Genomic DNA, 22,043 nt, shown 5'->3' with positions numbered 1-22,043 from the left:
CCACTAAAAGAGCGATTACGCAACGCCGCGTGTCTCACGCGGCGTTGCGCGTTGAAGAGCCCCCGACCGATGAAAGAAAAACTCGCGCTGACAGACCGCTTCTACCAGATATGGGCCTTCGCGATGCCCGTGACGTCGTTCCTCGTGATGCCGAGCATCCAGGGCACGACGATCGGCTATCTGATGTGCTTTCTTTCGGTGCCGCTCGTGCTGCTCTTCGGCGGCAAGGCGCGCAAGAACTGGATGCACTTCCTGATCGCGGCCGTGGTCGTATGGCTTTTGATGTTCTGCACCTCGCAGCTCGCGGACGTCATGGCGCCTTTCGATCCCGACTTCAGCAAGGTCGCGATGGTCGACGACACCGACCTCGTCACGTTCATCCTGCGCAAGAGCATGTTCACGCAGTCGATCTACGTCGCGGCGGTGGTGCTCTACGCATCCTACGTCTACTACTTCTACAAGCCGACCTGGGACCAGTGGATTCTCGTGGCCGTGACGCTCTTCGCGCTCTACGGCATGTACGAAGTGGTCTACTTCGTCGCGACTGGACAGCCGGGCGACTTCATCTCGAACCGTGCATTTGGCGATCAGTTCGGCAAGGGTATCGTGCGCTCTGACGGCACCGTGAACGGCAGCTCGTTCCAGCAGATCGACATCAAGGGCTTCCCCATTCAGCGGCTGAAGGCGCTGACCGGCGAGCCTTCCATGTACGCGATGTCCATCTTCCCTTTCTGGGTGTATTTCAACGCGACCTCGCGCGTACGTTGGCCGGTGTGGGTCATCGGCATTTCGCTCATCATGAGTACGTCGTCGACGGTGCTGATCGGCTATGCGGTTTATGCGCTGATTCGCATGCGCAAGCTCGGCATCAACCCGATCAAGGCGTTGATCGCGCTCGCGGTGGTGTGCGTGATCGCCTATCTCGCGCAGGACTATATCGCCGATCTGTTCCAGCAGATGGTGATGGACAAGCTCGAAGGCAAGAACGAATCGGGCTCGGACCGTTCGATGCTGGTCCTGAATTCCGTGCAGATGTGGCTTGGCGCGACGCCGATGAATCAGTTGTTCGGCATCGGCTTCGGCTACATACGCTCGACCGATTTGTTCTCCACGTTGCTCGTGAACACGGGCGTGGTCGGTCTCGTCGGCATCAGCGCGCTCATGCTGTATCCCGCGTTCAAGCTCGACTGGGACGCGCGCGGCATGGCACTGCGTCAATGCTGCGTGGGCACCTGGCTGATGATGATGGTCTCCGTGCCCGAGTTCGCCTATCTCGCACCGTGGACTTTCGTCGCGATGGCTTACGTGCGAGTGCGCGCGCTCAAGCAGGCCCGGCAGCAATCGCATGACCGCGACGCCGCCGTCGTCATCGATCAGACGCCTATCGGCACCGACTTCGGTACGAACGCTAAACCGCATTCGGGTCCGCGTGTCGGCTCGCCCGTGGGACCGCGTCCCGCTATCGGCAGCCGCATGAATCCGCGCGGACGTCATCCCTGAAAGCGCCTCGGTGACCCTTCGGGCAGTGCGCGCACTGCCCTCCCGCTTGCCTGCGACGTTCTACAATGGTGGTTTCGACCACCGGACCATGGCATGACGAACGTGCGCATGGCCGGGCAACCAGGGAGCACAACATGGCGCAAGTCACGACCGATTCCGGCCTCAAATACGAAGACATCGCTGTTGGCGAAGGCGCCGAAGCCGTCGCGGGCAAGACGGTGAGCGTGCACTACACGGGCTGGCTGACCGACGGACAGAAGTTCGATTCAAGCAAGGACCGCAACGACCCGTTCGCCTTCGTGCTGGGTGGCGGCATGGTCATCAAGGGCTGGGACGAAGGCGTGCAAGGCATGAAAGTGGGCGGCACGCGCCGTCTCACCATTCCGCCGCAACTCGGCTACGGCGCGCGTGGCGCGGGCGGCGTCATTCCGCCGAACGCCACGCTCGTGTTCGAAGTGGAACTGCTCGACGTCTGAGCGTCGACGCCATGAACGCGCCAGTCCATCGTCCAGGCATTTCGCTGCGCCGCTATGAAGCGGTGCAGGCGACAGACGAGCACGACTTCCATCAGATCGTGCTCGGCTTCGACGGCGCAATGGGCATGGCAGTGGACGGGCGCGAGTCGCATATCGACCGGCATCGCGCGTGGATCATTCCGGCTCACGCGCGGCATGAATACTGGGCCGAGGGCGTGAATCGCCAACTCGTGCTCGATCTTCCGGCGACGTCGGTAGCGGTGCCCGAGCGCTTTTTCGAACGCGCTCGCACTGTCGATCTCGATTCCGCGATGACGCAGCTCGTCGCCGATATCGCGCTGAATGCAGGCATTCACGATGGCCGCTTCGCCTGGCAAGCCGCCGCGCATCTGTGCGGCGCGTTGATGGCCGACGCGGGCGCATCCGTCGTGGCCGAAGCGCGTGGCCTCGACTTCGCGCGCATCGACCGATGGCTGCGGCTGCATTTGTCGGAGCCGCTGCGCATTGCCGATCTCGCCGCGCACTGCGGCTTCGGCATGCGGCGCTTTCATCAGCTATTCAGCGAGGCGTTTGGCGAGACGCCGCATCGCTATCTGCATCGCTTGCGGCTCGATACCGCGCTTGCGTTGCTTGCCGATCCGCGCGCCGCGTTGTCGGACATTGCGCTCGATGTCGGTTTCGCCGATCAAAGCGCGTTCACGCATGCGTTCTCGAAGCGCTTCGGCATAGCGCCTGGTCTCTGGCGCAATGGCCTGAGAGCGCCTGATCCGCGTCAACATTGAAGACATAAAAAAGCCCGCCGGTCATCGACCAGGCGGGCTTTCTTCATGCCTCAACCAGCTAACGAATCATTCCACCGACAGTTGCAGATGCAATTGCGAGCGCGCGACGTCGCCCTCTTGCACGTCGCTTGCATTGTCGCGATCCGACTGCGATTGCGGCGCAAGACGCGCCGATTCGATCCGGTCGAGATACTCGGTCGTGATGTCGCCGGTGATGTAGTTGCCGTCGAAGCACGAAGCCTCGAACTCCTGCAACTCAGGGTTGATGTCACGGATCGCGCTTTTAAGGTCGGCCACGTCCTGATAAACGAGATAATCCGCGCCGATCATGCGTGCGACTTCTTCGTCGCTGCGGCCGTGCGCCACGAGTTCACCGCGCGTGGGCATGTCGATGCCATACACGTTAGGGAATTTAACCGGCGGCGCGGCGGACGCGAAGATCACCTTGTTTGCGCCGGCGTCACGCGCCATCTGCACGATTTCATGCGAGGTCGTGCCGCGCACGATTGAGTCGTCGACGATCAGCACGTTCTTGCCTTTGAACTCGATGGCCATGGCATTGAGTTTCTGGCGCACCGACTTCTTACGCACCGCCTGGCCCGGCATGATGAAGGTGCGGCCCACGTAGCGATTCTTGAAGAAGCCTTCGCGGTACTCCACGCCGAGCTTCGCGGCCACTTGCATGGCGGCGGGACGCGAGGAATCGGGAATGGGCATGACCACGTCGATAGGCACGTCCGGCAGCACGCGCTTGATCTTCTCGGCGAGATAGTCGCCCATGCGCAGACGCGCGTTGTAGACGGGCACGCCATCGAGGCACGAATCCGGACGCGCAAGATACACGAGTTCGAAGATGCAGGGGTTGAGCGTCGGTTTTTCGGCGCATTGATGACTGTGGAGGTTGCCTTCCGCGTCGATGAAAATGGCTTCGCCCGGCTCGACATCGCGCACGAACTCGAAGCCCACGCCTTCCACCGCTACCGATTCCGACGCCACCATCCATTCCACGCCCGTCGCGGTTTCCAGCTTGCCGAGGACGAGCGGACGGATGCCGAACGGATCGCGGAACGCGACGAGCCCGTAACCCGCGATCAGCGAGACGATCGCGTAAGAACCCTTCACCCGCCGATGCACGCCCGCAACCGCCTTCCAGAGCGCGGCGGCGTCGAGTTGCAAGCCCGAACTCGCGAGCTGCAGTTCATGCGCGAAGACGTTAAGAAGGACTTCCGTGTCCGACGCCGTGTTGATGTGCCGGCGATCGATGCGGAACATCTCGTCCTTCAACTGCGTCCAGTTGGTCAGATTGCCGTTGTGCGCGAGGATGATCCCGAACGGCGCGTTCACGTAGAACGGTTGCGCTTCTTCCTCGCTCGATGCGGAACCCGCCGTCGGATAACGCACTTGCCCGATGCCGACAGTACCCGGCAGGCTGCGCATGTTGCGCGTGCGGAACACGTCGCGCACCATGCCATTGGCTTTGTGCATGTGGAAGTTGTTGCCGTTCGCCGTGGCGATGCCCGCTGCGTCCTGGCCGCGATGCTGCAGAAGCAGCAAGCTGTCATAGATCAGCTGATTGACGGGACTTTGGGAAACTACACCTACGATGCCGCACATGGCATGGTCCTTCAAAGAGTCGAAACGGGGTCGACGGGGTCGATAGGCGGTGCCGGTCCACACCGCCTGTTCGCAGGCGGGCGCCGTATCGCGTCCCTCATGTAGCCAGCCGTTCGTCTATTGTGCGACGTTTCGCGCCGCGTCGCCGGCATCGGGGGCCGGGGCGACACGCACATACGCGGCAAGCGTAGCGGGGAGCAGCGGTTTCAGTTCACGCACGCCTTGCTCGGCCATGGGCGCGAGCAGCGCATTGCGCCAAAAATCTTTCTGCGGCAGTTCGGTCAAGCCCGCCAGGGCGACCAGGATGACTACCAATATAGCCCCTCTGGCGAGGCCGAACAGCAAACCCAGCGAGCGGTCGACGCCGCGCAGGCCGGTGACTTCGGTGATGCGCGTCAGGAGCGCGGACAGCACGCTCGACAGAAGCAGCACGGCCGCCACCACCAGCAGGAACGCCACGAGCCATTGCGTCAATGCACCGCCCGGCCACGTGGACGGTATGTACGGCACGACGACGCTGACGAAGCGCCCTGCAATCAAGATAGCCGCCACCCAGCCGACGAGACCGAACGCTTCGGCCAGAAAGCCGCGCCACATGCCGCGCAAGGCTGACAGGCCGATCACGGCGAGCACGGCATAGTCGAAACTGGTGAACATCGAGCTTCTGGTTCGCCTCAGTTCGCTGGCCGCTTGCCACCGGCAAGTCCGGCTTGCCGCACCTTCTGAAGCGCCGCCGATGCCGCCGTGCGATCCGCAAACGGTCCTGCGCGCAACAGAGCGCGCGTGGAGCCGTCCGTTTGCTTGCGATGTTCGAGATATGCGGGCACACCGGCCGCTTTCAACTTGTTGACCCAGTTTTGCGCGGCGGTTTCGTCGTCGAAGGTGCCGATTTGCAGCACGAAGCGGCTGCCGGCCGGCGACGAAGGCGAGCTCGGTGCATTGGCGGCGGTATTGGCTTCTTCGGCGGGCGCGACCGGCTGCGGCTTGGCCGCCTGGGTTTTTGCGGGCTGGCTCGCGGGTGCCGGGGACTTTGCTTCCGGTTTGACCTGCGCCTGTTGCTGAACTGGCGCCGGCGCTTGCGCGTCGGGCTGCGCTACGCCCGCCGCCACGCCGTTCGATGTCGCCGCAGGGCCGTCATGCGCGACGCCGGCTTGCGTGTCGGCATCGGTGGCTTCGCGCGATTGCTTCACGGCAGGCGCGGGGCGGCTTGGAATATCGATGGAGATATCGTCGGTGACGGGCTTCGGGCGTGAGTCCAGCACCATGGGCAGAACGATGACCGCGGCCAGCACGAGCGCGATTGCGCCGACCAGCCTGCGCCGGGCACGCTGCTTTTCGGGCAGCGTGGGGTCGAGCATCATCGCGTCGGCGTCGGTGCGCTCGGGGCGGCGCGTGCGGCGTTCCGTGCGGACGGCATGACGCGTGCCGCGCGGTGAGTCGGAATAAGCGTCGCGACCGGAGTCGTCTTTCTTGCCGAACGAGAAAAGTCCCATGTATGGCTTGGTGCGAGAAGCTTGGTGCGGGGGTTTGCCTTGCGGCTGACCGCCAACCGTCTCAGTGATGCTGCGATTTCCGGTATGCCATGACGCCGGCAACCGTGTAGAAACTGCCGAAAACCAAAATTCTATCATTTTCGGACGCACGACTTAACGCATCTCGAAATGCTTCGGCCGGTGTGTCGAATTGTGAAACGCTGCTGTCGGGGCCTTCGTTGACACCGGCATCGCGCAAAACCCTGGCCAGGCGGTCGGTCGACGCGGCGCGCGGAGTAGGCAACGCGCTCACGTTCCAGTGATCGACCTCGCCCTTGAGCTGATTGACGATGCCTTCGATGTCTTTGTCGCCCATTGCGCCGAACACCGCGTAGGTGTACGGAAAGTAGCCCATGTTGCCGAGATTCTGACCGAGCACGGCGGCGGCGTGCGGATTGTGCGCGACATCCAAAATGATCTGCGGTTTGCCCGGCAGCACCTGAAAGCGCCCCGGCAACTCGACGTTCGCCAGGCCCAGCCGGATATCCTGCGCCGACACGGCCAGACGGTCGCGCAACGCTTCGAGCGCCGCCAGCGCGGCCGACGTATTGATGAGCTGATTCGCGCCCCGCAACGCCGGGTAAGCCAGCGCGGAACGCCGTTGTGCGCGTCCGATGTAGCTCCACTGCTGGCGCTCGTTGCCCGGCTGCGCCTCGTAGCGAAAATCGCGGCCCACAAGCCACAAATCCGCGCCGATCGCCTCGGCATGATCGATCAGGCTTTGCGGCGGCGTCGGGTCGCCGCAAATCGCGGGCTTGCCCGAGCGGAAAATGCCCGCCTTCTCGAAGCCGATTTTCTCGCGCGTATCGCCGAGATAATCCGTGTGATCGATGTCGATACTCGTGATCACCGCGCAGTCCGTATCGACGATATTGACCGCGTCCAGCCGCCCGCCGAGCCCGACTTCGAGCACCACGGCGTCTAGTGTGCGCGAGGCGAAGAGATGCAGGATCGCGAGCGTCGTGAATTCGAAATAAGTCAGCGAGACCGGCTCGGCGAGACTCGCGCGCGCTTTTTCCACGGCCTCGAAATGCTGCAGCAACTCGGCGTCACTTGCCTCGACGCCATCGACGCGCGCCCGCTCGTTGAACGAAAGCAGATGCGGCGACGTGTGACAGCCCACGCGATAACCCGCGCGCAGCAAAATGGTTTCGATGATCGCGCACGTCGAGCCCTTGCCATTCGTGCCGCCGACGGTGATGACCGGGCAGTCGAAGGAAAGCCCGAGCGCTTCCTTCACGCGACCGATGCGCGCGAGACCCATGTCGATACCGACCGGATGCGCCGCTTCGAGATGAGCGAGCCAGGCGTCGAGAGTGGGGAAAGTGTTCATTTTCGAGATCGGGAAACAAAAGCGCCGCGCGGAACCTCGCGGGTTCACGCGCGGCGCGGCGCTGCATTCGAAGCCGTCAGGCGACGGCGTCGGCGGGCTGTCGGGTCATCAATGCCATCAACTGGGCAATTTCCTCGCGCATCTTGCGGCGATCCACGATCATGTCGACGGCGCCCTTCGTCATCAGGAACTCGGCGCGCTGGAAGCCTTCCGGCAGCTTTTCACGCACCGTCTGCTCGATCACGCGCGGACCCGCGAAGCCGATGAGCGCTTTCGGCTCGGCAATCACCACATCGCCCAGAAACGCGAAGCTCGCGGACACGCCGCCCATGGTCGGGTCGGTCAGCACCGAGATGAACGGCAGCTTTGCCTCGGCCAGCTTGGTGAGGAGCGCAGTGGTTTTGGCCATCTGCATGAGCGAAAGCAGGCTTTCCTGCATGCGCGCGCCGCCCGAAGCCGTGAAGCAGATGAACGGTACGTTCTGTTCGAGCGCATTGCGCGCGCCGCGCACGAAACGTTCGCCGACCACCGAACCCATCGAGCCGCCCATGAACGAGAACTCGAAGCACGCCACGACGCACGGTATGGTGTGAATTGCGCCGCCCATGACGACCATGGCGTCGGTTTCGTCGGTGTCTTCCATCGCCTCTTTCAGGCGGTCCGGATACTTGCGGCTGTCCTTGAACTTGAGGGCGTCGACCGGCAAGACTTCCTGGCCGATTTCATAGCGGCCTTCTGGATCGAGCAAACGATCGAGCCGCTCGCGCGCGCCGATTCGCATGTGGTGGCTGCACTTCGGGCACACATGCAGATTCGCCTCCACGTCGTTGCGGTACAGCACCGCCTCGCACGCCGGACACTTCACCCACAGGCCTTCGGGAATGCCCTTGCGGCTTTTGGGATCGGTCTGTTTGATCTTGGGCGGCAACAATTTGTCGAGCCAGCTCATCGAATTTCCTTCAGTGTTCAGACGGTCGCGGCGCCGCGCCGAGGGAATCCGGCGCGGCCGCGACTGCGTTTTTACTTGGCGGCGTCGAGCGCCGCTCTGATTTCCGCGATGAATGTCGTAAGCGACGCCGCGGCAGTATCCGGCGGCGCCTCTTCGAGCAACTGCACGAGCCGGCTGCCGATGACCACGGCATCCGCGATCTCAGCCACCGCGCGGGCAGTTTGCGCGTCGCGGATGCCGAAACCCACGCCCACCGGCAGCGGCACATGCGACTTGATGGCCGGGATTTTACTCGCGATGCTGGAAACGTCCAGATTTGCCGCGCCGGTCACGCCTTTCAGCGAGACGTAATAGACATAGCCGCTCGCAATCTTCCCGACCGCCGCGATACGTTCGTCGGTCGAAGTCGGCGCCAGCAGGAAGATGGGATCGATGCCGGCCGCGCGCATTTTCGTGCCGAATTCCTCGGCTTCCTCGGGCGGGTAATCGACGACCAGCACGCCGTCGACGCCCGCTTCGTTCGCTGCCGCCGCGAAAGCGTCCGCGCCCATGCGTTCGATCGGATTGGCGTAGCCCATCAGGACGACCGGCGTTTTGTCGTTCGTCTGGCGAAAACGCGCGACATCGGCAAGCACGCGTTTGAGCGTCACGCCGCGCGCCAGTGCGCGTTCCGACGAGCGCTGAATGACGGGACCGTCGGCCATCGGGTCCGAAAACGGCACGCCCAGTTCGATGACGTCCGCGCCGCCTTTCGCCAGCGCGTGCATGAACTCGACGGTCTGTTCAGGGTTCGGGTCGCCCGCTGTGATGAACGGAATCAGCCCCTTCTTGCCTTCGGCGGCGAGTGCCGCAAATGTAGTTTTGATGCGTGACATGAGAAATTTCTCGCAGTCGTTTTCGTGGGCGTCAGACGTCGTTGTCTCGGCATCTGACGCGTTTCAGCGACGAAAATGGCGCTATCGGGCAGCTTCCGGTACGAGACTGACGCTAGGTGCGCGCAAAACCTGCAATCGATCCTCGCGTCCCTGCGCCGTGCGCTGTTCAGCGATCGCACAGTAATCCGCGTTTATTTCGTACCCGGTGAAGAGCCGTCCGTGACGCGCGCAGGCAACACCCGTGGTGCCGCTGCCCATGAATGGATCAAGCACGCGGCCGCCCGGCGGGCAACTGGCAAGCACCATCCGTTCGATGATCTCCAGCGGCTTTTGTGTCGGATGATCGACCCGTTCCGCATGCTGCCGGTGCAAACGCGACACCGACCACACGTCTTTCGGGTTGTAGCCCATCTCCAGCCACTTGCTGCCTTCGAAAATCTTGCGCGAGCGCGCCTTCTTCGTCACTGCGTCGTAAGGAATGCGCACTGGATCGAGATCGAAGTAATAGTCCTTCGATACCGCGAAATAGCCGATGTTGTCATGCACCGACGAGAATTTTCGCGTCGTTCCGCCCATGCTCGGTACGCGCCGGTCCCAGACGATTTCGTTGATCATCATCAGGCGGCGCTTGAGAAACACGAACAGCTCTGGCGAATACTGCCAGGTGCAAAAGATATACATCGAACCGCTTCGCTTGAGCTTTGGCAAGGCCAGTTCAAGCCAGCCGTACGTCCATTCAAGGAAGGCGTCTCCGGACCGCATGTCCGAGTCGTTCCCGTAGTCCTTGCCCAAACCATAGGGAGGGTCCGCGACGATCAAGTCGATCGACGCGTCGGGAATGGTTGCGGCATCGGCCAGGAAATCGCGATTGCGGATATCGATGTCGGCGCCCGTGAGCGCGCCGACGGACAACGGTTCGTCGATGACAGTGCGCATCCGGCCGCTCAGAACTGAATGCCCGATCGCTCGGCGACCGTGTGCATGTCCTTGTCGCCCCGGCCCGACAGGTTGACGAGCAGCACCTTGTCGCGCGGCAGCGTCTTAGCGAGCTTCGCGCCATACGCCAGCGCGTGACTCGATTCGAGCGCCGGGATAATGCCTTCGATGCGGCAGCAGTCGTGGAAGGCCTTGAGCGCTTCCTCATCCGTGATGCCGACATACTCGGCCCGTCCCGCGTCCTTCAGCCACGCGTGCTCGGGACCGACGCCCGGATAGTCGAGACCCGCCGAAACCGAATGCGTCTCGATGATCTGGCCGTTGTCGTCCTGCAGAAGATAAGTGCGATTGCCGTGCAAAACGCCGGGACTACCGCCCATGAGCGATGCTGCGTGACGGCCGGTGTCCATTCCGTCGCCAGCTGCCTCGACGCCAATCAGACGCACGCCCTGGTCATCGATATAGGGATAAAAGATGCCCATCGCGTTCGATCCACCGCCTACGCACGCTATCACCGCGTCCGGCTGACGACCGGCCATTTCGGGCATTTGCACCTTGCATTCGTCGCCGATCACACGCTGGAAGTCGCGCACCATCATTGGATAAGGATGCGGGCCCGCCACCGTGCCGATAATGTAGAACGTGCTTTCGACGTTCGTCACCCAGTCGCGCATGGCTTCGTTGAGCGCGTCTTTTAGCGTCTTCGAGCCCGATTCGACCGGTACGACCGTCGCGCCCAGCAGCTTCATCCGATACACGTTCGCAGCCTGACGCCGCACGTCCTCGACGCCCATGTACACCACGCATTCCATGCCGAAGCGCGCGGCAATGGTGGCGGTTGCAACACCGTGCTGACCTGCGCCCGTCTCGGCGATCACACGTTTCTTGCCCATCTGGCGCGCAAGCAGCGCCTGGCCGATCACATTGTTGACCTTGTGCGCGCCGGTGTGATTCAGGTCCTCGCGCTTCAAATAAAGCTGCGCGCCGCCAAGCATCTCGCTCCAGCGCTTTGCGTGATAAATCGGGGAAGGGCGACCCACATAATGCTTCAGTTCGTAGTGATACTCCGCCTGGAACTCGGGATCTTGCTGAGCGGCTTCATACGCGACGCGCAATTCATCGAGCGCGTGGATGAGCGTTTCAGACACAAAAATGCCGCCATATTGGCCGAAATGGCCTCTTTCGTCTGGTAAGTTGTACATTACGTCACTCTTCGGTGGTGAAGCGCCATTGCGGCGAATTCACATTTTTATTCAGTTGGCATCCGCTTCGCGCACCGCGCGCACGAATGCCGCCATCCGGGCAGGATCTTTCACGCCCTTGGCGCCCGGCGTTTCGATGCCGCTTGAGACATCGACCGCGAACGGGCGCACGCGCCGGATGGCTTCACTGACGTTTTGCGTGTTCAACCCACCACTCAAAACGGCCCGATGCCCTAGATCTGTTGGGATAAGTGACCAATCGAATATCTTCCCGCCGCCGCCAAAGCCCTCGACGAGTGCGTCGAGAAGAATGCCGCCAGCATCTGCAAATTTAAGAGACGATTCTATCAAATCGCTCGTTGCAGCATCAGGCCCGATTCGCAATGCGCGCCAATAGGGCAAACCCGCAATCGCGGCCAACTCGGCGCATTGTTCGGGTGTCTCGTCGCCGTGAAACTGCAAAATGGACAGAGGAACGTTCGACGTGACTTCTCTCACCCATTCCGGCGTCGCGTTGACGAACAAACCGACCGCCGACACTAGCGGCGGCACATGCCGAGCCAGTTCGACGGCTTGCGCGACGCTCACCGAACGCGGACTCGGTGGATAAAAAACGAAGCCCACGGCGTCCGCGCCGAGCGCCACGGCGTGGCGCACGTCTTCGGCGCGGGAAAGTCCGCACAGCTTGATTCTCGTTCGATGAAGATCCCGTTCGCTCATTTCTCGTTCGCCCAGACGGCGCTCCACGGCATGCTTTCGATATGCGCAGGCGGCACCGCGAATTGCGCCGGATAACCGACTTCCGCCAGATATAGGCCGTCCGGCATGAAGGTCGGCGCGGCGATACGACGGTCGCGCGCGGCGAGTACGTCGGTCATCCACGAAACCGGATGTTTTCCCCGGCCAATGGCAACGAAGCATCCCATTAGATTGCGTACCATGTGATGCAAAAACGCGTTGGCGCGAAACCGGAAGTGCACGAAGTTGCCCTGCTCGCGTACATCGATCCGATACACATGCTTGACCGGCGTTTTCGACTGGCAATCCGCCGCGCGGAACGACGAAAAGTCGTGCTCGCCGATAAGACACGCCACCGATTCACGCATCGCGCCGACATCCAGCGGCGTGTGCACCCAGCCAGCGCGTTTCGCGAGCATGGGTGAACGGACCGCATTGATGTACAACGCGTAATAGTACGTGCGTTCGAATGCGCTGAAGCGGGCGTGGAAGTCGTCGGGCATCGGCTTCGCCCACTGCACCGCGATCGTTTCCGGCAAAAACGCATTCGTGCCGCGCACCCAGGAAAACTCGGTACGGTCGAGTTCCGTGTCGAAGTGCACGACTTGGCCCAGGCCGTGAACCCCGGTATCTGTCCGTCCGGCGACGACCGTCTGCAAACGAGTCTGCGCAAACTCTCCGAGTGCGCGCTCGAGTTCGTCCTGCACCGTGTTGCCGTGCGGCTGAGATTGCCAGCCGGAAAACGCCGAGCCGTCGTACTGAACGCCTAATGCAATGCGCATTTCAGGAATGCGGCGCGAGCGTCGAAAGCAACGCGGCGGCTTGCGGACGCGTGGCTGAATCGTTCGAGGCGAGCACTTCCTGAAGCAACGTACGCGCGCCCGACAAATCGCCCAGTTCGATGTATTCGGTCGCTAGTTCGAGCTTGTTTCGCGCGATCGTCGCGAGTTGCGAAGGCGTCAGCGCCGGCAACGGTGCAGTCTGGCTCGCCGGCAGATTCAGGTCGAAGTCGAGGCTCAGCGGGCCGTACTGGGTGGCTCCGAGGCCGGCCACCGCCGCGGCGCCTGCAGTGCCGGCTTCGATCTGAGCGACGACGGAATCCCCTCGCGGCACGGGCGGCAAGTCCTCGTGAGCCGTCTGCGCGTGGGCCACCGGCTGCGGGATGAACGGCAACGGCGCCGCGTCAGCGGACTCACGGGGCGCGGCTTCCAGCGCCTGCGGCGGCGAACTCGCCAAATCATGAGGCGCGTTCAGCGTCAGTTCGAGACGCGGCGGCAGACCGAGTTCGAGCGAGTCGAGCGCCTGAATTGCTTCTTTTGGAAACTTAGGCATCGGGAAACGATGACCGGGCGATGGATCGTCGTCGAGTTCCGGCTCGGGCGGCACGTCGAGCGCTGCGTGCTCGATCTCGCGCTGTTCTGCCGCGCGCTGCTCGGCGGCTTCCTCGGCGGCCGCACGCGCCTGAGCTTCGCGCAGTTCGGCTTCGCGAGCGATGATTTCGCGCGCCGCCGCCTCGCGGGCCTGTTCCGCGTGCTCGGCGGCATCGCGCGCTTCGGCTTCGCGCAATTGCGTCTCGCGGGCGGACAGATCGCGGGCGAGCGCCTCGCGGGCCGCGAGCTCACGTGCGCGCGTCTCCCGTTCCTCGGCTTCCTGATGCGCAGCCTGACGCGCGGCGGCTTCGCGCTCCTGTTCTTCCCATTTGCGCGCTTCGAGCGCGGCGGCTTGGCGTGCGGCGATTTCGCGGGCATGCGTTTCGTGCGCGTCGGCATCGTTCGATGATTCGTCGCGCGCAGATGGCACGAATTCCGCGTGCAAAGCGGCGGGCGTCGCGGGAACGAACGGCTCGGCTTGCGACGCCGGATTCCTGGCCGACGGCGTCATGCGCGCGACCGCGTCGTCATCGGACGGCGTGGGGAAGACTTGCGCCGCGTCGTAATCCTCGATGCTCGCCGCCACCGCGTTCAGTTCCGACTGATCGTCGCGCTGAACCGCCTTGCCGTCGACGCTCGCCACGGCGATAGCAGCCAAACGCTCGCGCTCGCGTTGCTGACGCAGCTTTTCGTTACGCGCGGCGGCGTCTGCTTCCGCTTCTTCCATCGAGGAAAAGGTTCGCGGCGCGCGCGGGTCCGCTGCCGCTCTCGCCGCTTCGAGTTTGGCGCGATTACGCCTTCTGATATACCACTGGCCGAATATGACACTCAGCCCGACCAGCCCGCCGAGGAAAATCCTGGGGTCCGAAAGCGGCGACCCGGCAGCGGGCGCCGCAGCGGAAGTGGCGACCTCGGGCTTCGCTGGCGCCATTGTGGTACTTGCCTCGGACGCCGGCGCAACGGCATTCGGCGCGCTCGCAACAAGCGCGGGATTCGAGGCTGCTTCGGGCGGCGCGGGCTCGCTCGCGGCGCCTTGAGTCGCTGACGCCGGTGCAACGCCAGTCGCGGATGCGCCCGCCGTCGCGTTTTCCTGCGGGACCGGCGCTGGCGTCGATGCGGGCGCCGAGACCGGCGCGGACGCTCCGCCCGCATCCGTTGCCGGCACGTTCAACACCGAACCGAGCTTCAACCGGTTGATGTCGTGCCCGGCGAACGCGTTCGGATTGGCTTCGAACAGGGCGCGCGCCATCTTTTCCTTGACGGCGCGTTCCTTGGAACCGGTGAGTTCGCCGGCGATATCGCTCAGCGACTGACCGGGCTTCACCGCGTACTGCTGCGTAGCGCCTGCTGCAACCTCGCTCGCCTGCGCGAAAGCCGCGCCCGGATGCGCGGCGAGCACCGCGGACGCGACAATGCCAGCCGCAGCGAACGCCGCGCGCGATGGCGTGTTGAAAGACCGGCCAGGTCGATGAATCATTGAAACTCCAGGGAACGGCGAAGGTTGAATCGAAACACTGCCATGACGAACGCGCGCGGGTGAATTTTTCGTCGAACGGTCACGCGGACACGTTCCATGACAAAACCGGCTGCACAAACGAAAAAGCGCCGCGATAAACGCGACGCTTCTCGTCAAGCCGCGCTCATAAGCGCGTAGTTTACTTTACTTGTCCAACAGAATGCGCAGCATGCGGCGCAGCGGCTCGGCAGCACCCCACAAGAGCTGGTCGCCGACCGTGAACGCGGACAGATATTCACCGCCCATGGCGAGCTTGCGCAGACGGCCAACCGGCACCGTAAGCGTGCCCGTAACGACTGCAGGCGACAGATCGCGGATGGATGCTTCGCGCTCGTTCGGCACGACCTTCACCCAGTCGTTCGCCGATGCCAGGATGCCGTGCACTTCGTCAAGCGGCACGTCCTTCGCGAGCTTGATGGTCAGCGCTTGCGAATGGCAGCGCATGGCGCCGATCCGCACGCAAAGCCCATCCACGGGAACCGAGCCCGGCTGACCCATTGCGAGCTTGCCGAGAATCTTGTTGGTTTCCGCGCCGCCCTTCCACTCTTCCTTCGACATGCCGTCGCCGAGATCCTTGTCGATCCACGGGATCAGCGAGCCTGCGAGCGGCACGCCGAAATTATCGACGGGCATGCGTTCGCCGTTCATTGCAGCCAGCACGCGGCGGTCGATATCGAGGATGGCGGAAGACGGGTCGGCCAGGTCTTCCTTGGCCGCGCCGTAAAGCACACCCATTTGCTGCAGCAGTTCGCGCATGTTCTGCGCACCCGCGCCGGATGCGGCCTGATACGTCATGGCTGTCGTCCATTCGACGAGGTTTTCGCGGAACAGGCCGCCGAGCGCCATCAGCATGAGGCTGACCGTGCAATTGCCGCCGATGAAATCGCGCCCGCCCTTGACGAGCGAGTCCTTGATGACGTTCAGGTTGACCGGATCGAGAATGATGACCGCGTCGTCCTTCATGCGCAGCGCCGAGGCCGCGTCGATCCAGTAACCTTTCCAGCCCGCCGCGCGCAGCTTCGGATACACCTCGTTGGTGTAGTCGCCGCCCTGACACGTGATGATGGCGTCGCACTTCTTCAGGTCGTCGATGCTCGTCGCGTCTTTGAGCTTAGTCTCGTTCTTGGCGAACGACGGCGCGTTGCCGCCCGCATTGCTGGTGCTGAAAAACACCGGTTCGATCAGGTCGAAGTCGCCTTCCTGCTGCATGCGCTGCATCAGGACGCTGCCGACCATGCCGCGCCAACCAACGAGACCTACGTTCATGACTCACCCTTCCAGTGGTAGCTTCCCCGCATCCTTACCCGGCGTGGCCGCGCGGGGAAGACGCTCGGACACGAGGGACGATCAGCGAATCGTGATCGCTTTGATGGAGGTTTTCGTAATGCGCGTTTTGGCGACGCCAACGATGGCGTGACCGCGCGTGCTGATGGCGAGACCCGTCGCGCTGACTTTTGAGCCGCGTCCGATGGATTCCAAAGAGAATTGAGAGTTCTTCGCCATAGCAAAACAGTCTACACGATAACCGGGCTATTTCGTGAATCTCGAACCGAATCGCCGCGAATCGTGCCGTAAAACGGGTAAAAATAGGATAAACATCACGATCGGCTGCATTTGTCGCAACAGCCGATCGCGAGTTTTTTTAGAGCGCCTTGAGCACCGCGTCGCCCATTTCCTTCGTGCCGACGACTTTGCCGTCGGGCGTCGCGATATCGCCGGTGCGATAGCCCTGCTCCAGGACCTTCTTCACCGCGCTTTCGATACGGTCGGCTTGCTCCGTCTTGCCGAGCGAGTAGCGCAGCATCATCGCGGCCGAGAGAATGGTCGCAAGCGGATTGGCCACGCCCTTGCCCGCGATATCCGGCGCCGAACCATGCGACGGCTCGTACAAGCCCTTGTTGTTCTTGTCGAGCGACGCCGAAGGCAACATGCCGATGGAACCGGTGAGCATCGCGGCTTCGTCGGAGAGAATGTCGCCAAACATGTTGCCCGTCACGACCACGTCGAAAGCCTTGGGCGCCTTGACCAGCTGCATCGCCGCGTTATCGACATACATGTGCGACAGCTCGACGTCCGGATATTCCTTGGACACGTCGATCATGATGTCGCGCCAGAATTGCGATGTTTCGAGCACGTTCGCCTTGTCCACGCTCGTCAACTTCTTCTGACGCTTTTGCGCAGCTTGAAACGCGACATGCGCAATGCGCCGCACTTCCGGTTCCGCGTAACGCATGGTGTCGAAGCCTTCCTGCGCGCCTTCGAACAAGCCGTCCGGCGCAGCACGCACGCCGCGTGGCTGACCAAAGTAGATGTCACCGTTCAGTTCACGCACGATCAGGATATTAAGCCCCGACACGATCTCGGCCTTCAGCGACGAAGCACCCGTCAATTGCGGATAGCAAATGGCCGGACGGAAGTTCGCGAACAGTTGCAGATGCTTGCGCAGACCGAGAATGGCTTGCTCCGGGCGCAACGCGCGTTCGAGCTTGTCATACTTCCAGTCGCCGACGGCGCCGAAAAGGATCGCGTCGGCGTCCTTGGCGAGTTGCAGCGTCGCATCCGGCAGCGGATGGCCCTTCGCCTCGTAACCCGCGCCGCCAACGGGCGCTTCTTCGAGTTCGAACTTCTCACCAAGCGCGTTCAGCACCTTGACCGCCTCGGCGGTGATTTCCGGACCGATCCCGTCGCCGGGGAGGACTGCAATCTTCATGTCTCGATTCCTTATTCACAGGACGCGCTCCGCGCTTGCGGAGCTTCCCGGTTTGGTTCGCGCCGTCGTGTCGGGTTTCTCGGACACGAACAACGTCACTAAAAGCGCGCCTGCATCTAAGCGCAGGCCGAATACAGGCTCTTATCCAACCAGCCGATTGTTCAGCCACGGCTGTTTCGTCAGCCGTTCCGTCTCGTACTGACGAATCTTGTCCGCGTGGCGCAGGGTCAGCGCGATATCGTCGAAGCCGTTCAGCAGACAGTACTTGCGAAAGCCCGGGACTTCGAAAGAATACTCGGTGCCGTCGCCCGTACGCACGACTTGCGCTTCGAGATCGACAGTCAGCGTATAACCCACGAACGCGTTGGTCTCGTTGAACAGCTTGTCCACTTGCTGCTCCGTCAGCGCCACCGGCAGCAGCCCGTTCTTGAAGCAGTTGTTATAGAAAATGTCCGCGAAGCTCGGCGCGATGATCGCGCGAAAGCCGTATTGATCCAGCGCCCACGGCGCGTGCTCCCGCGAGCTGCCGCAGCCGAAGTTCTTGCGCGTGAGCAGAATCGACGCGCCCTGGTAACGCTGCTGATTCAGCACGAAATCCGGGTTCAGCGGGCGCTTGCTGTTGTCCTGTCCCGGCTGGCCGACATCGAGATAACGCCATTCGTCGAACGCGTTGGGACCGAAGCCGGTGCGCTTGATCGACTTCAGGAACTGCTTCGGAATGATCGCGTCGGTGTCGACGTTTTCGCGATCCAGCGGCGCCACGAGGCCGCTATGCACAATGAATTTTTCCATGACGCTTGAGCCCTTTGTCTGTTGCAGATCCGGCAATGCTTGGCGCGCCTTGCCGGATGAATGCGGCTCGCCTACTTAGCCGCGTTGCTGATCGAATTGCCCAGATGCTGCAAATCTTCGCCGAAACCGTGCATCGTGTTGCAGCCCGCGAGTGTCAGTGTGAGCAGACAACCGGCGGCAACCACGAGCGAGAGTAGATTTCGCTTCATCGCACCGAGTCAGGCGAGCTTGCGAACGTCGACGAAGTGACCTTCGATTGCAGCGGCGGCCGCCATTGCCGGGCTCACCAGATGCGTGCGTCCGCCCGCGCCTTGACGCCCTTCGAAATTGCGGTTCGACGTCGATGCGCAGCGCTCGCCCGGATCGAGCCGGTCCGCGTTCATGGCGAGGCACATGGAGCATCCCGGCTCGCGCCATTCGAAGCCCGCGTTGGTGAAAATCTTGTCGAGCCCTTCCCGCTCGGCCTGCGCTTTCACGAGACCGGAGCCCGGCACGACCATCGCCAGACGAATGTTCGATGCCACGCGGCGGCCGAGCGTCTTCACCACATACGCGGCGGCGCGCAGGTCTTCAATACGCGCATTCGTGCACGAGCCGATGAAGATTTTGTCCGGCTTGATGGCCTCGATTGGCGTGTTCGGTTGCAGCGCCATGTAGTGCAGCGCGCGTTCCATGGCGTCGCGCTTGACCGGATCTTTTTCGCGCTCGGGATCAGGCACGCGGCCATCGACCGACGTGACCATTTCCGGCGACGTGCCCCACGTGACTTGCGGCACGATTTCGGCCGCATTGAGTTCGACCACGCGGTCGAACTGCGCGTCTGGGTCCGACTTGAACTGACGCCAGTACTCGACCGCCTGATTCCACTCGACGCCCTGCGGCGAGTACGGACGATCCTTGAGATAGTTGATCGTGGTGTCGTCGACGGCCACCATGCCGGCGCGCGCGCCCGCTTCGATCGCCATGTTGCAGACCGTCATGCGGCCTTCCATGGTGAGCGCGCGGATGGTCGAGCCGCCGAATTCCATGGCGTAACCGGTGCCGCCCGCCGTGCCGATCTTGCCGATGATCGCGAGCACGATGTCCTTCGCGGTGCAGCCGCGCGGCAATTGGCCTTCGACCTTAATGAGCAGGTTCTTGCTCTTCTTCTGCAAGAGCGTTTGCGTGGCGAGCACGTGCTCCACTTCCGAGGTGCCGATGCCGTGCGCGAGCGCGCCGAACGCGCCGTGCGTGGAGGTGTGCGAGTCGCCGCAGACGATGGTCATGCCCGGCAGCGTCGCGCCCTGTTCCGGCCCGATGATGTGCACGATGCCCTGACGCAGATCGTTCATCTTGAACTGAGTGATGCCGAAGCTATCGCAATTGGAGTCGAGCGTATCGACTTGCAGCTTCGACACGGGATCAGCAATGCCGTGCGAACGGTCGGTGGTCGGCACGTTGTGGTCGGACACGGCCAGGTTCGCGCTGATGCGCCACACCGGGCGCTCGGCCAGCTTCAGGCCTTCGAAGGCCTGCGGGCTCGTCACTTCGTGCAGCAGGTGACGGTCGATATAGAGGATCGACGTGCCGTCCTCTTCCGTGTGGATCACGTGTGTGTTCCACAGTTTGTCGTAGAGAGTCTGTGCCATGTGAGCGCTTTGGAGTGTGACTGCGGGGTTTTCAGTTTGACGACTTGTGAGTCGATTATGCCACTCTCAAGGAGCGCGTGGATAGTACTAGGCTACGGAAAAATCCATTAAAAACAGAGGGTTGGGTGGTGGGTTCGGTACCTGGATCAGCGATACCCGGATAAGAAGACGGACGAGGAAGAAGCCAAAAGCAAAAAGCCCCGGCAATCACTCGCCGGGGCTTTCATCCAACCTTACCTGCGTGCGCTTAACGCTTGTCCAGCGCCTTTGCATCACGCGGCGTCTGACCAATGAACAACTGACGCGGACGGCCAATCTTTTGTTCCGGATCGGCGATCATCTCGTTCCACTGCGCGATCCAGCCAACCGTACGAGCCATTGCGAAAATACACGTGAACATGGACGTCGGAATGCCCAGCGCGCGCTGAACGATACCCGAGTAAAAGTCTACGTTCGGGTACAGCTTGCGCGACACGAAGTATTCGTCTTCCAGCGCGATCTTTTCCAGTTCCATCGCGAGCTTGAAGAGCGGGTCGTCATGCAGACCGAGCTCGTTCAGCACTTCGTGGCAGGTTTCGCGCATGAGCTTCGCGCGGGGATCGTAATTCTTGTAGACGCGGTGGCCGAAGCCCATCAGCTTCACGCCCGAGTTCTTGTCCTTCACCTGCTTGATGAACTCGGCGATGTTGTCGACCGAGCCGATTTCTTCCAGCATGTTCAGCGCGGCTTCGTTCGCGCCGCCGTGCGCCGGGCCCCACAGACACGCGATACCCGCTGCAATACACGCAAACGGATTGGCGCCCGACGAACCCGCGAGACGCACCGTCGAGGTCGACGCGTTTTGCTCGTGGTCCGCGTGCAGGATGAGGATACGGTCGAGCGCGCGCACCAGCACGTCGTTGACTTTGTACTCTTCGCACGGGTTCGAGAACATCATGTACATGAAGTTCGCGCTATACGACAGGTCGTTCTTCGGATAAACGAACGGTTGACCGATGCTGAACTTGTACGCCATGGCCACCAGCGTCGGCAGCTTGGCGATCATGCGGATGGCCGACACTTCGCGATGACGCGGGTCGTTGATATTCAGCGAGTCATGGTAGAACGCCGACAGCGCGCCGACTGCGGCGACGAGGACGGCCATGGGGTGCGCGTCGCGACGGAAACCGCGGAAGAAGAAGTGCATTTGCTCGTGCACCATCGTGTGGCGCGTGACCGTATCCACGAATTCCTGGTTCTGCGCGGCGGTAGGCAATTCGCCCTTCAGCAGCAGATAGCAGGTTTCGAGGAAGTCGGCGTTCACCGCCAGTTCTTCGATCGGATATCCGCGATAGAGCAGTTCGCCCTTGTCGCCGTCGATATACGTGATCGCGGAATTGCACGCTGCCGTCGACATGAAGCCCGGGTCATACGTGAACTTGCCGGTCTGACCGTACAACTTGCGAATGTCGATCACGTCCGGGCCCATGGTGCCCTTGTAGATCGGCATTTCGACGCTCGGCGAGTTGTCGCTGAACGATAGCGTGGCTTTAACATCTGACGGGGTCATAGCACATCCTCAATCGAAGTATGGATACAGGTTCTCGATAATTTGCACGACGGAAGCTGCGCGGCACAAACTGTACTGTGGGCCTCTTGCGGCCTTAATTCGTTTATTTCGGCTTATTGTGCAGAACTCCGTGGATTCCTGCTGAAATCACACGGTACGCAGCATGCCTAGCAGACGAATTACATCGGGCGTCGCAAGCTCGCCTTCGGGCTCGGTGCGCGCCAGCAGCAAGTCCATCAGTTCGTTGTCGCTCAGCTCCAGCAGACGGGTCAACGCGAACACGTCGGCGTCACTGAGGTCATGCTCATATCGGCTGAAAAAACGCTCGAAGATTAGATCGTTTTCCAGCAGGCCGCGCCGCGCACGCCAGCGAAGACGCGCGCGGCGAAGGGGGTCGGACTGATGCGGACCGTCGTCCGCGGTATTGCTTGAATTGTCGACCATCTCTTAGCCCATCTCAGACAGCGCGGCGCACCATCAATTCCTTGATCTTGCCGATCGCCTTGGTCGGGTTGAGCCCCTTCGGGCACACGTCGACGCA

Annotated in this window: 21 protein-coding genes and 1 pseudogene; 3 read left to right on the top strand and 19 right to left on the bottom strand. The window is 62.2% G+C overall.

Features of this window, described 5'->3' with window-relative positions; genetic code table 11:
* Window positions 1–69: 69 nt before the first annotated feature.
* From NCR98_RS14920 to NCR98_RS14910, 3 genes are all read left to right on the top strand, one after another.
* Complete coding sequence (locus tag NCR98_RS14920) at window positions 70–1,500, top strand: O-antigen ligase family protein (protein WP_244829134.1); 1,431 nt, start codon at window positions 70–72, stop codon at window positions 1,498–1,500.
* Window positions 1,501–1,634: 134 nt separating this feature from the next.
* Complete coding sequence (locus NCR98_RS14915; RefSeq protein WP_244829133.1) at window positions 1,635–1,976, top strand: FKBP-type peptidyl-prolyl cis-trans isomerase; 342 nt, start codon at window positions 1,635–1,637, stop codon at window positions 1,974–1,976.
* A gap of 11 nt (window positions 1,977–1,987) precedes the next feature.
* Window positions 1,988–2,758 (top strand): helix-turn-helix transcriptional regulator, encoded by a 771-nt coding sequence (locus tag NCR98_RS14910; RefSeq protein ID WP_250509825.1) that lies wholly within the window; start codon window positions 1,988–1,990, stop codon window positions 2,756–2,758.
* Between the two features lie 66 nt (window positions 2,759–2,824).
* On the opposite strand, the gene purF is transcribed toward NCR98_RS14910, so the two are convergent.
* The 19 genes and pseudogenes from purF to sdhB all read right to left on the bottom strand — a co-directional run.
* Window positions 2,825–4,372, bottom strand: coding sequence for an amidophosphoribosyltransferase (gene purF, locus NCR98_RS14905; RefSeq protein WP_244829131.1), 1,548 nt, complete (start codon window positions 4,370–4,372; stop codon window positions 2,825–2,827).
* Between the two features lie 117 nt (window positions 4,373–4,489).
* Window positions 4,490–5,029, bottom strand: coding sequence for a CvpA family protein (locus tag NCR98_RS14900; protein WP_244829130.1), 540 nt, complete (start codon window positions 5,027–5,029; stop codon window positions 4,490–4,492).
* A gap of 17 nt (window positions 5,030–5,046) precedes the next feature.
* Window positions 5,047–5,865 (bottom strand): SPOR domain-containing protein, encoded by an 819-nt coding sequence (locus NCR98_RS14895; protein ID WP_250526538.1) that lies wholly within the window; start codon window positions 5,863–5,865, stop codon window positions 5,047–5,049.
* Between the two features lie 61 nt (window positions 5,866–5,926).
* Window positions 5,927–7,237: a bifunctional tetrahydrofolate synthase/dihydrofolate synthase gene (folC, locus tag NCR98_RS14890; protein WP_250526537.1), complete on the bottom strand. Its 1,311-nt coding sequence runs from the start codon at window positions 7,235–7,237 to the stop codon at window positions 5,927–5,929.
* 76 nt (window positions 7,238–7,313) lie between these two features.
* Window positions 7,314–8,186, bottom strand: a complete 873-nt coding sequence (accD, locus tag NCR98_RS14885; RefSeq protein ID WP_244829127.1) for an acetyl-CoA carboxylase, carboxyltransferase subunit beta — start codon at window positions 8,184–8,186, stop codon at window positions 7,314–7,316.
* A 71-nt stretch (window positions 8,187–8,257) separates the two neighbouring features.
* Entirely contained in the window at window positions 8,258–9,061 is an 804-nt protein-coding gene (gene trpA, locus NCR98_RS14880) for a tryptophan synthase subunit alpha (RefSeq protein ID WP_250509822.1), read from the bottom strand.
* Between the two features lie 81 nt (window positions 9,062–9,142).
* Window positions 9,143–9,997, bottom strand: a complete 855-nt coding sequence (locus NCR98_RS14875; protein WP_250526536.1) for a DNA-methyltransferase — start codon at window positions 9,995–9,997, stop codon at window positions 9,143–9,145.
* Window positions 9,998–10,005: 8 nt separating this feature from the next.
* Complete coding sequence (gene trpB / locus NCR98_RS14870) at window positions 10,006–11,199, bottom strand: tryptophan synthase subunit beta (RefSeq protein ID WP_250509820.1); 1,194 nt, start codon at window positions 11,197–11,199, stop codon at window positions 10,006–10,008.
* Between the two features lie 51 nt (window positions 11,200–11,250).
* Entirely contained in the window at window positions 11,251–11,919 is a 669-nt protein-coding gene (locus NCR98_RS14865; RefSeq protein WP_250466482.1) for a phosphoribosylanthranilate isomerase, read from the bottom strand.
* A complete protein-coding gene (gene truA / locus NCR98_RS14860; protein WP_250526535.1) occupies window positions 11,916–12,719 on the bottom strand; it encodes a tRNA pseudouridine(38-40) synthase TruA in 804 nt (267 codons plus the stop codon). The genes NCR98_RS14865 and truA overlap by 4 nt, the downstream gene beginning before the upstream one ends.
* 1 nt (window position 12,720) lies before the next feature.
* The gene (locus NCR98_RS14855; RefSeq protein ID WP_250526534.1) at window positions 12,721–14,784 is read right to left on the bottom strand and encodes a motility hub landmark protein FimV; all 2,064 of its coding nucleotides are present in this window, start codon (window positions 14,782–14,784) and stop codon (window positions 12,721–12,723) included.
* A 183-nt stretch (window positions 14,785–14,967) separates the two neighbouring features.
* Window positions 14,968–16,089, bottom strand: coding sequence for an aspartate-semialdehyde dehydrogenase (gene asd / locus NCR98_RS14850; protein WP_250493102.1), 1,122 nt, complete (start codon window positions 16,087–16,089; stop codon window positions 14,968–14,970).
* Window positions 16,090–16,465: 376 nt separating this feature from the next.
* Entirely contained in the window at window positions 16,466–17,533 is a 1,068-nt protein-coding gene (leuB, locus tag NCR98_RS14845; protein ID WP_250526533.1) for a 3-isopropylmalate dehydrogenase, read from the bottom strand.
* Window positions 17,534–17,674: 141 nt separating this feature from the next.
* Window positions 17,675–18,325, bottom strand: coding sequence for a 3-isopropylmalate dehydratase small subunit (gene leuD, locus NCR98_RS14840; RefSeq protein ID WP_244829115.1), 651 nt, complete (start codon window positions 18,323–18,325; stop codon window positions 17,675–17,677).
* Window positions 18,326–18,396: 71 nt separating this feature from the next.
* Window positions 18,397–18,534, bottom strand: coding sequence for an entericidin A/B family lipoprotein (locus NCR98_RS14835; RefSeq protein ID WP_250466478.1), 138 nt, complete (start codon window positions 18,532–18,534; stop codon window positions 18,397–18,399).
* A 9-nt stretch (window positions 18,535–18,543) separates the two neighbouring features.
* Window positions 18,544–19,953: a 3-isopropylmalate dehydratase large subunit gene (leuC, locus tag NCR98_RS14830; RefSeq protein ID WP_244829113.1), complete on the bottom strand. Its 1,410-nt coding sequence runs from the start codon at window positions 19,951–19,953 to the stop codon at window positions 18,544–18,546.
* A gap of 247 nt (window positions 19,954–20,200) precedes the next feature.
* The gene (gene gltA / locus NCR98_RS14825) at window positions 20,201–21,502 is read right to left on the bottom strand and encodes a citrate synthase (protein ID WP_244829112.1); all 1,302 of its coding nucleotides are present in this window, start codon (window positions 21,500–21,502) and stop codon (window positions 20,201–20,203) included.
* Window positions 21,503–21,649: 147 nt separating this feature from the next.
* Window positions 21,650–21,946, bottom strand: coding sequence for an FAD assembly factor SdhE (locus tag NCR98_RS14820; protein ID WP_244829111.1), 297 nt, complete (start codon window positions 21,944–21,946; stop codon window positions 21,650–21,652).
* A gap of 13 nt (window positions 21,947–21,959) precedes the next feature.
* Window positions 21,960–22,043 (bottom strand): annotated as a pseudogene (gene sdhB / locus NCR98_RS14815) (succinate dehydrogenase iron-sulfur subunit); the annotation flags it as partial.

This window comes from Caballeronia sp. GAWG2-1 (assembly GCF_023631405.1).
Classification (GTDB): domain Bacteria; phylum Pseudomonadota; class Gammaproteobacteria; order Burkholderiales; family Burkholderiaceae; genus Caballeronia.
The sequence above is the reverse complement of the archived record's forward strand: the minus strand, read 5'-3'. Positions and strand labels throughout refer to the sequence as shown.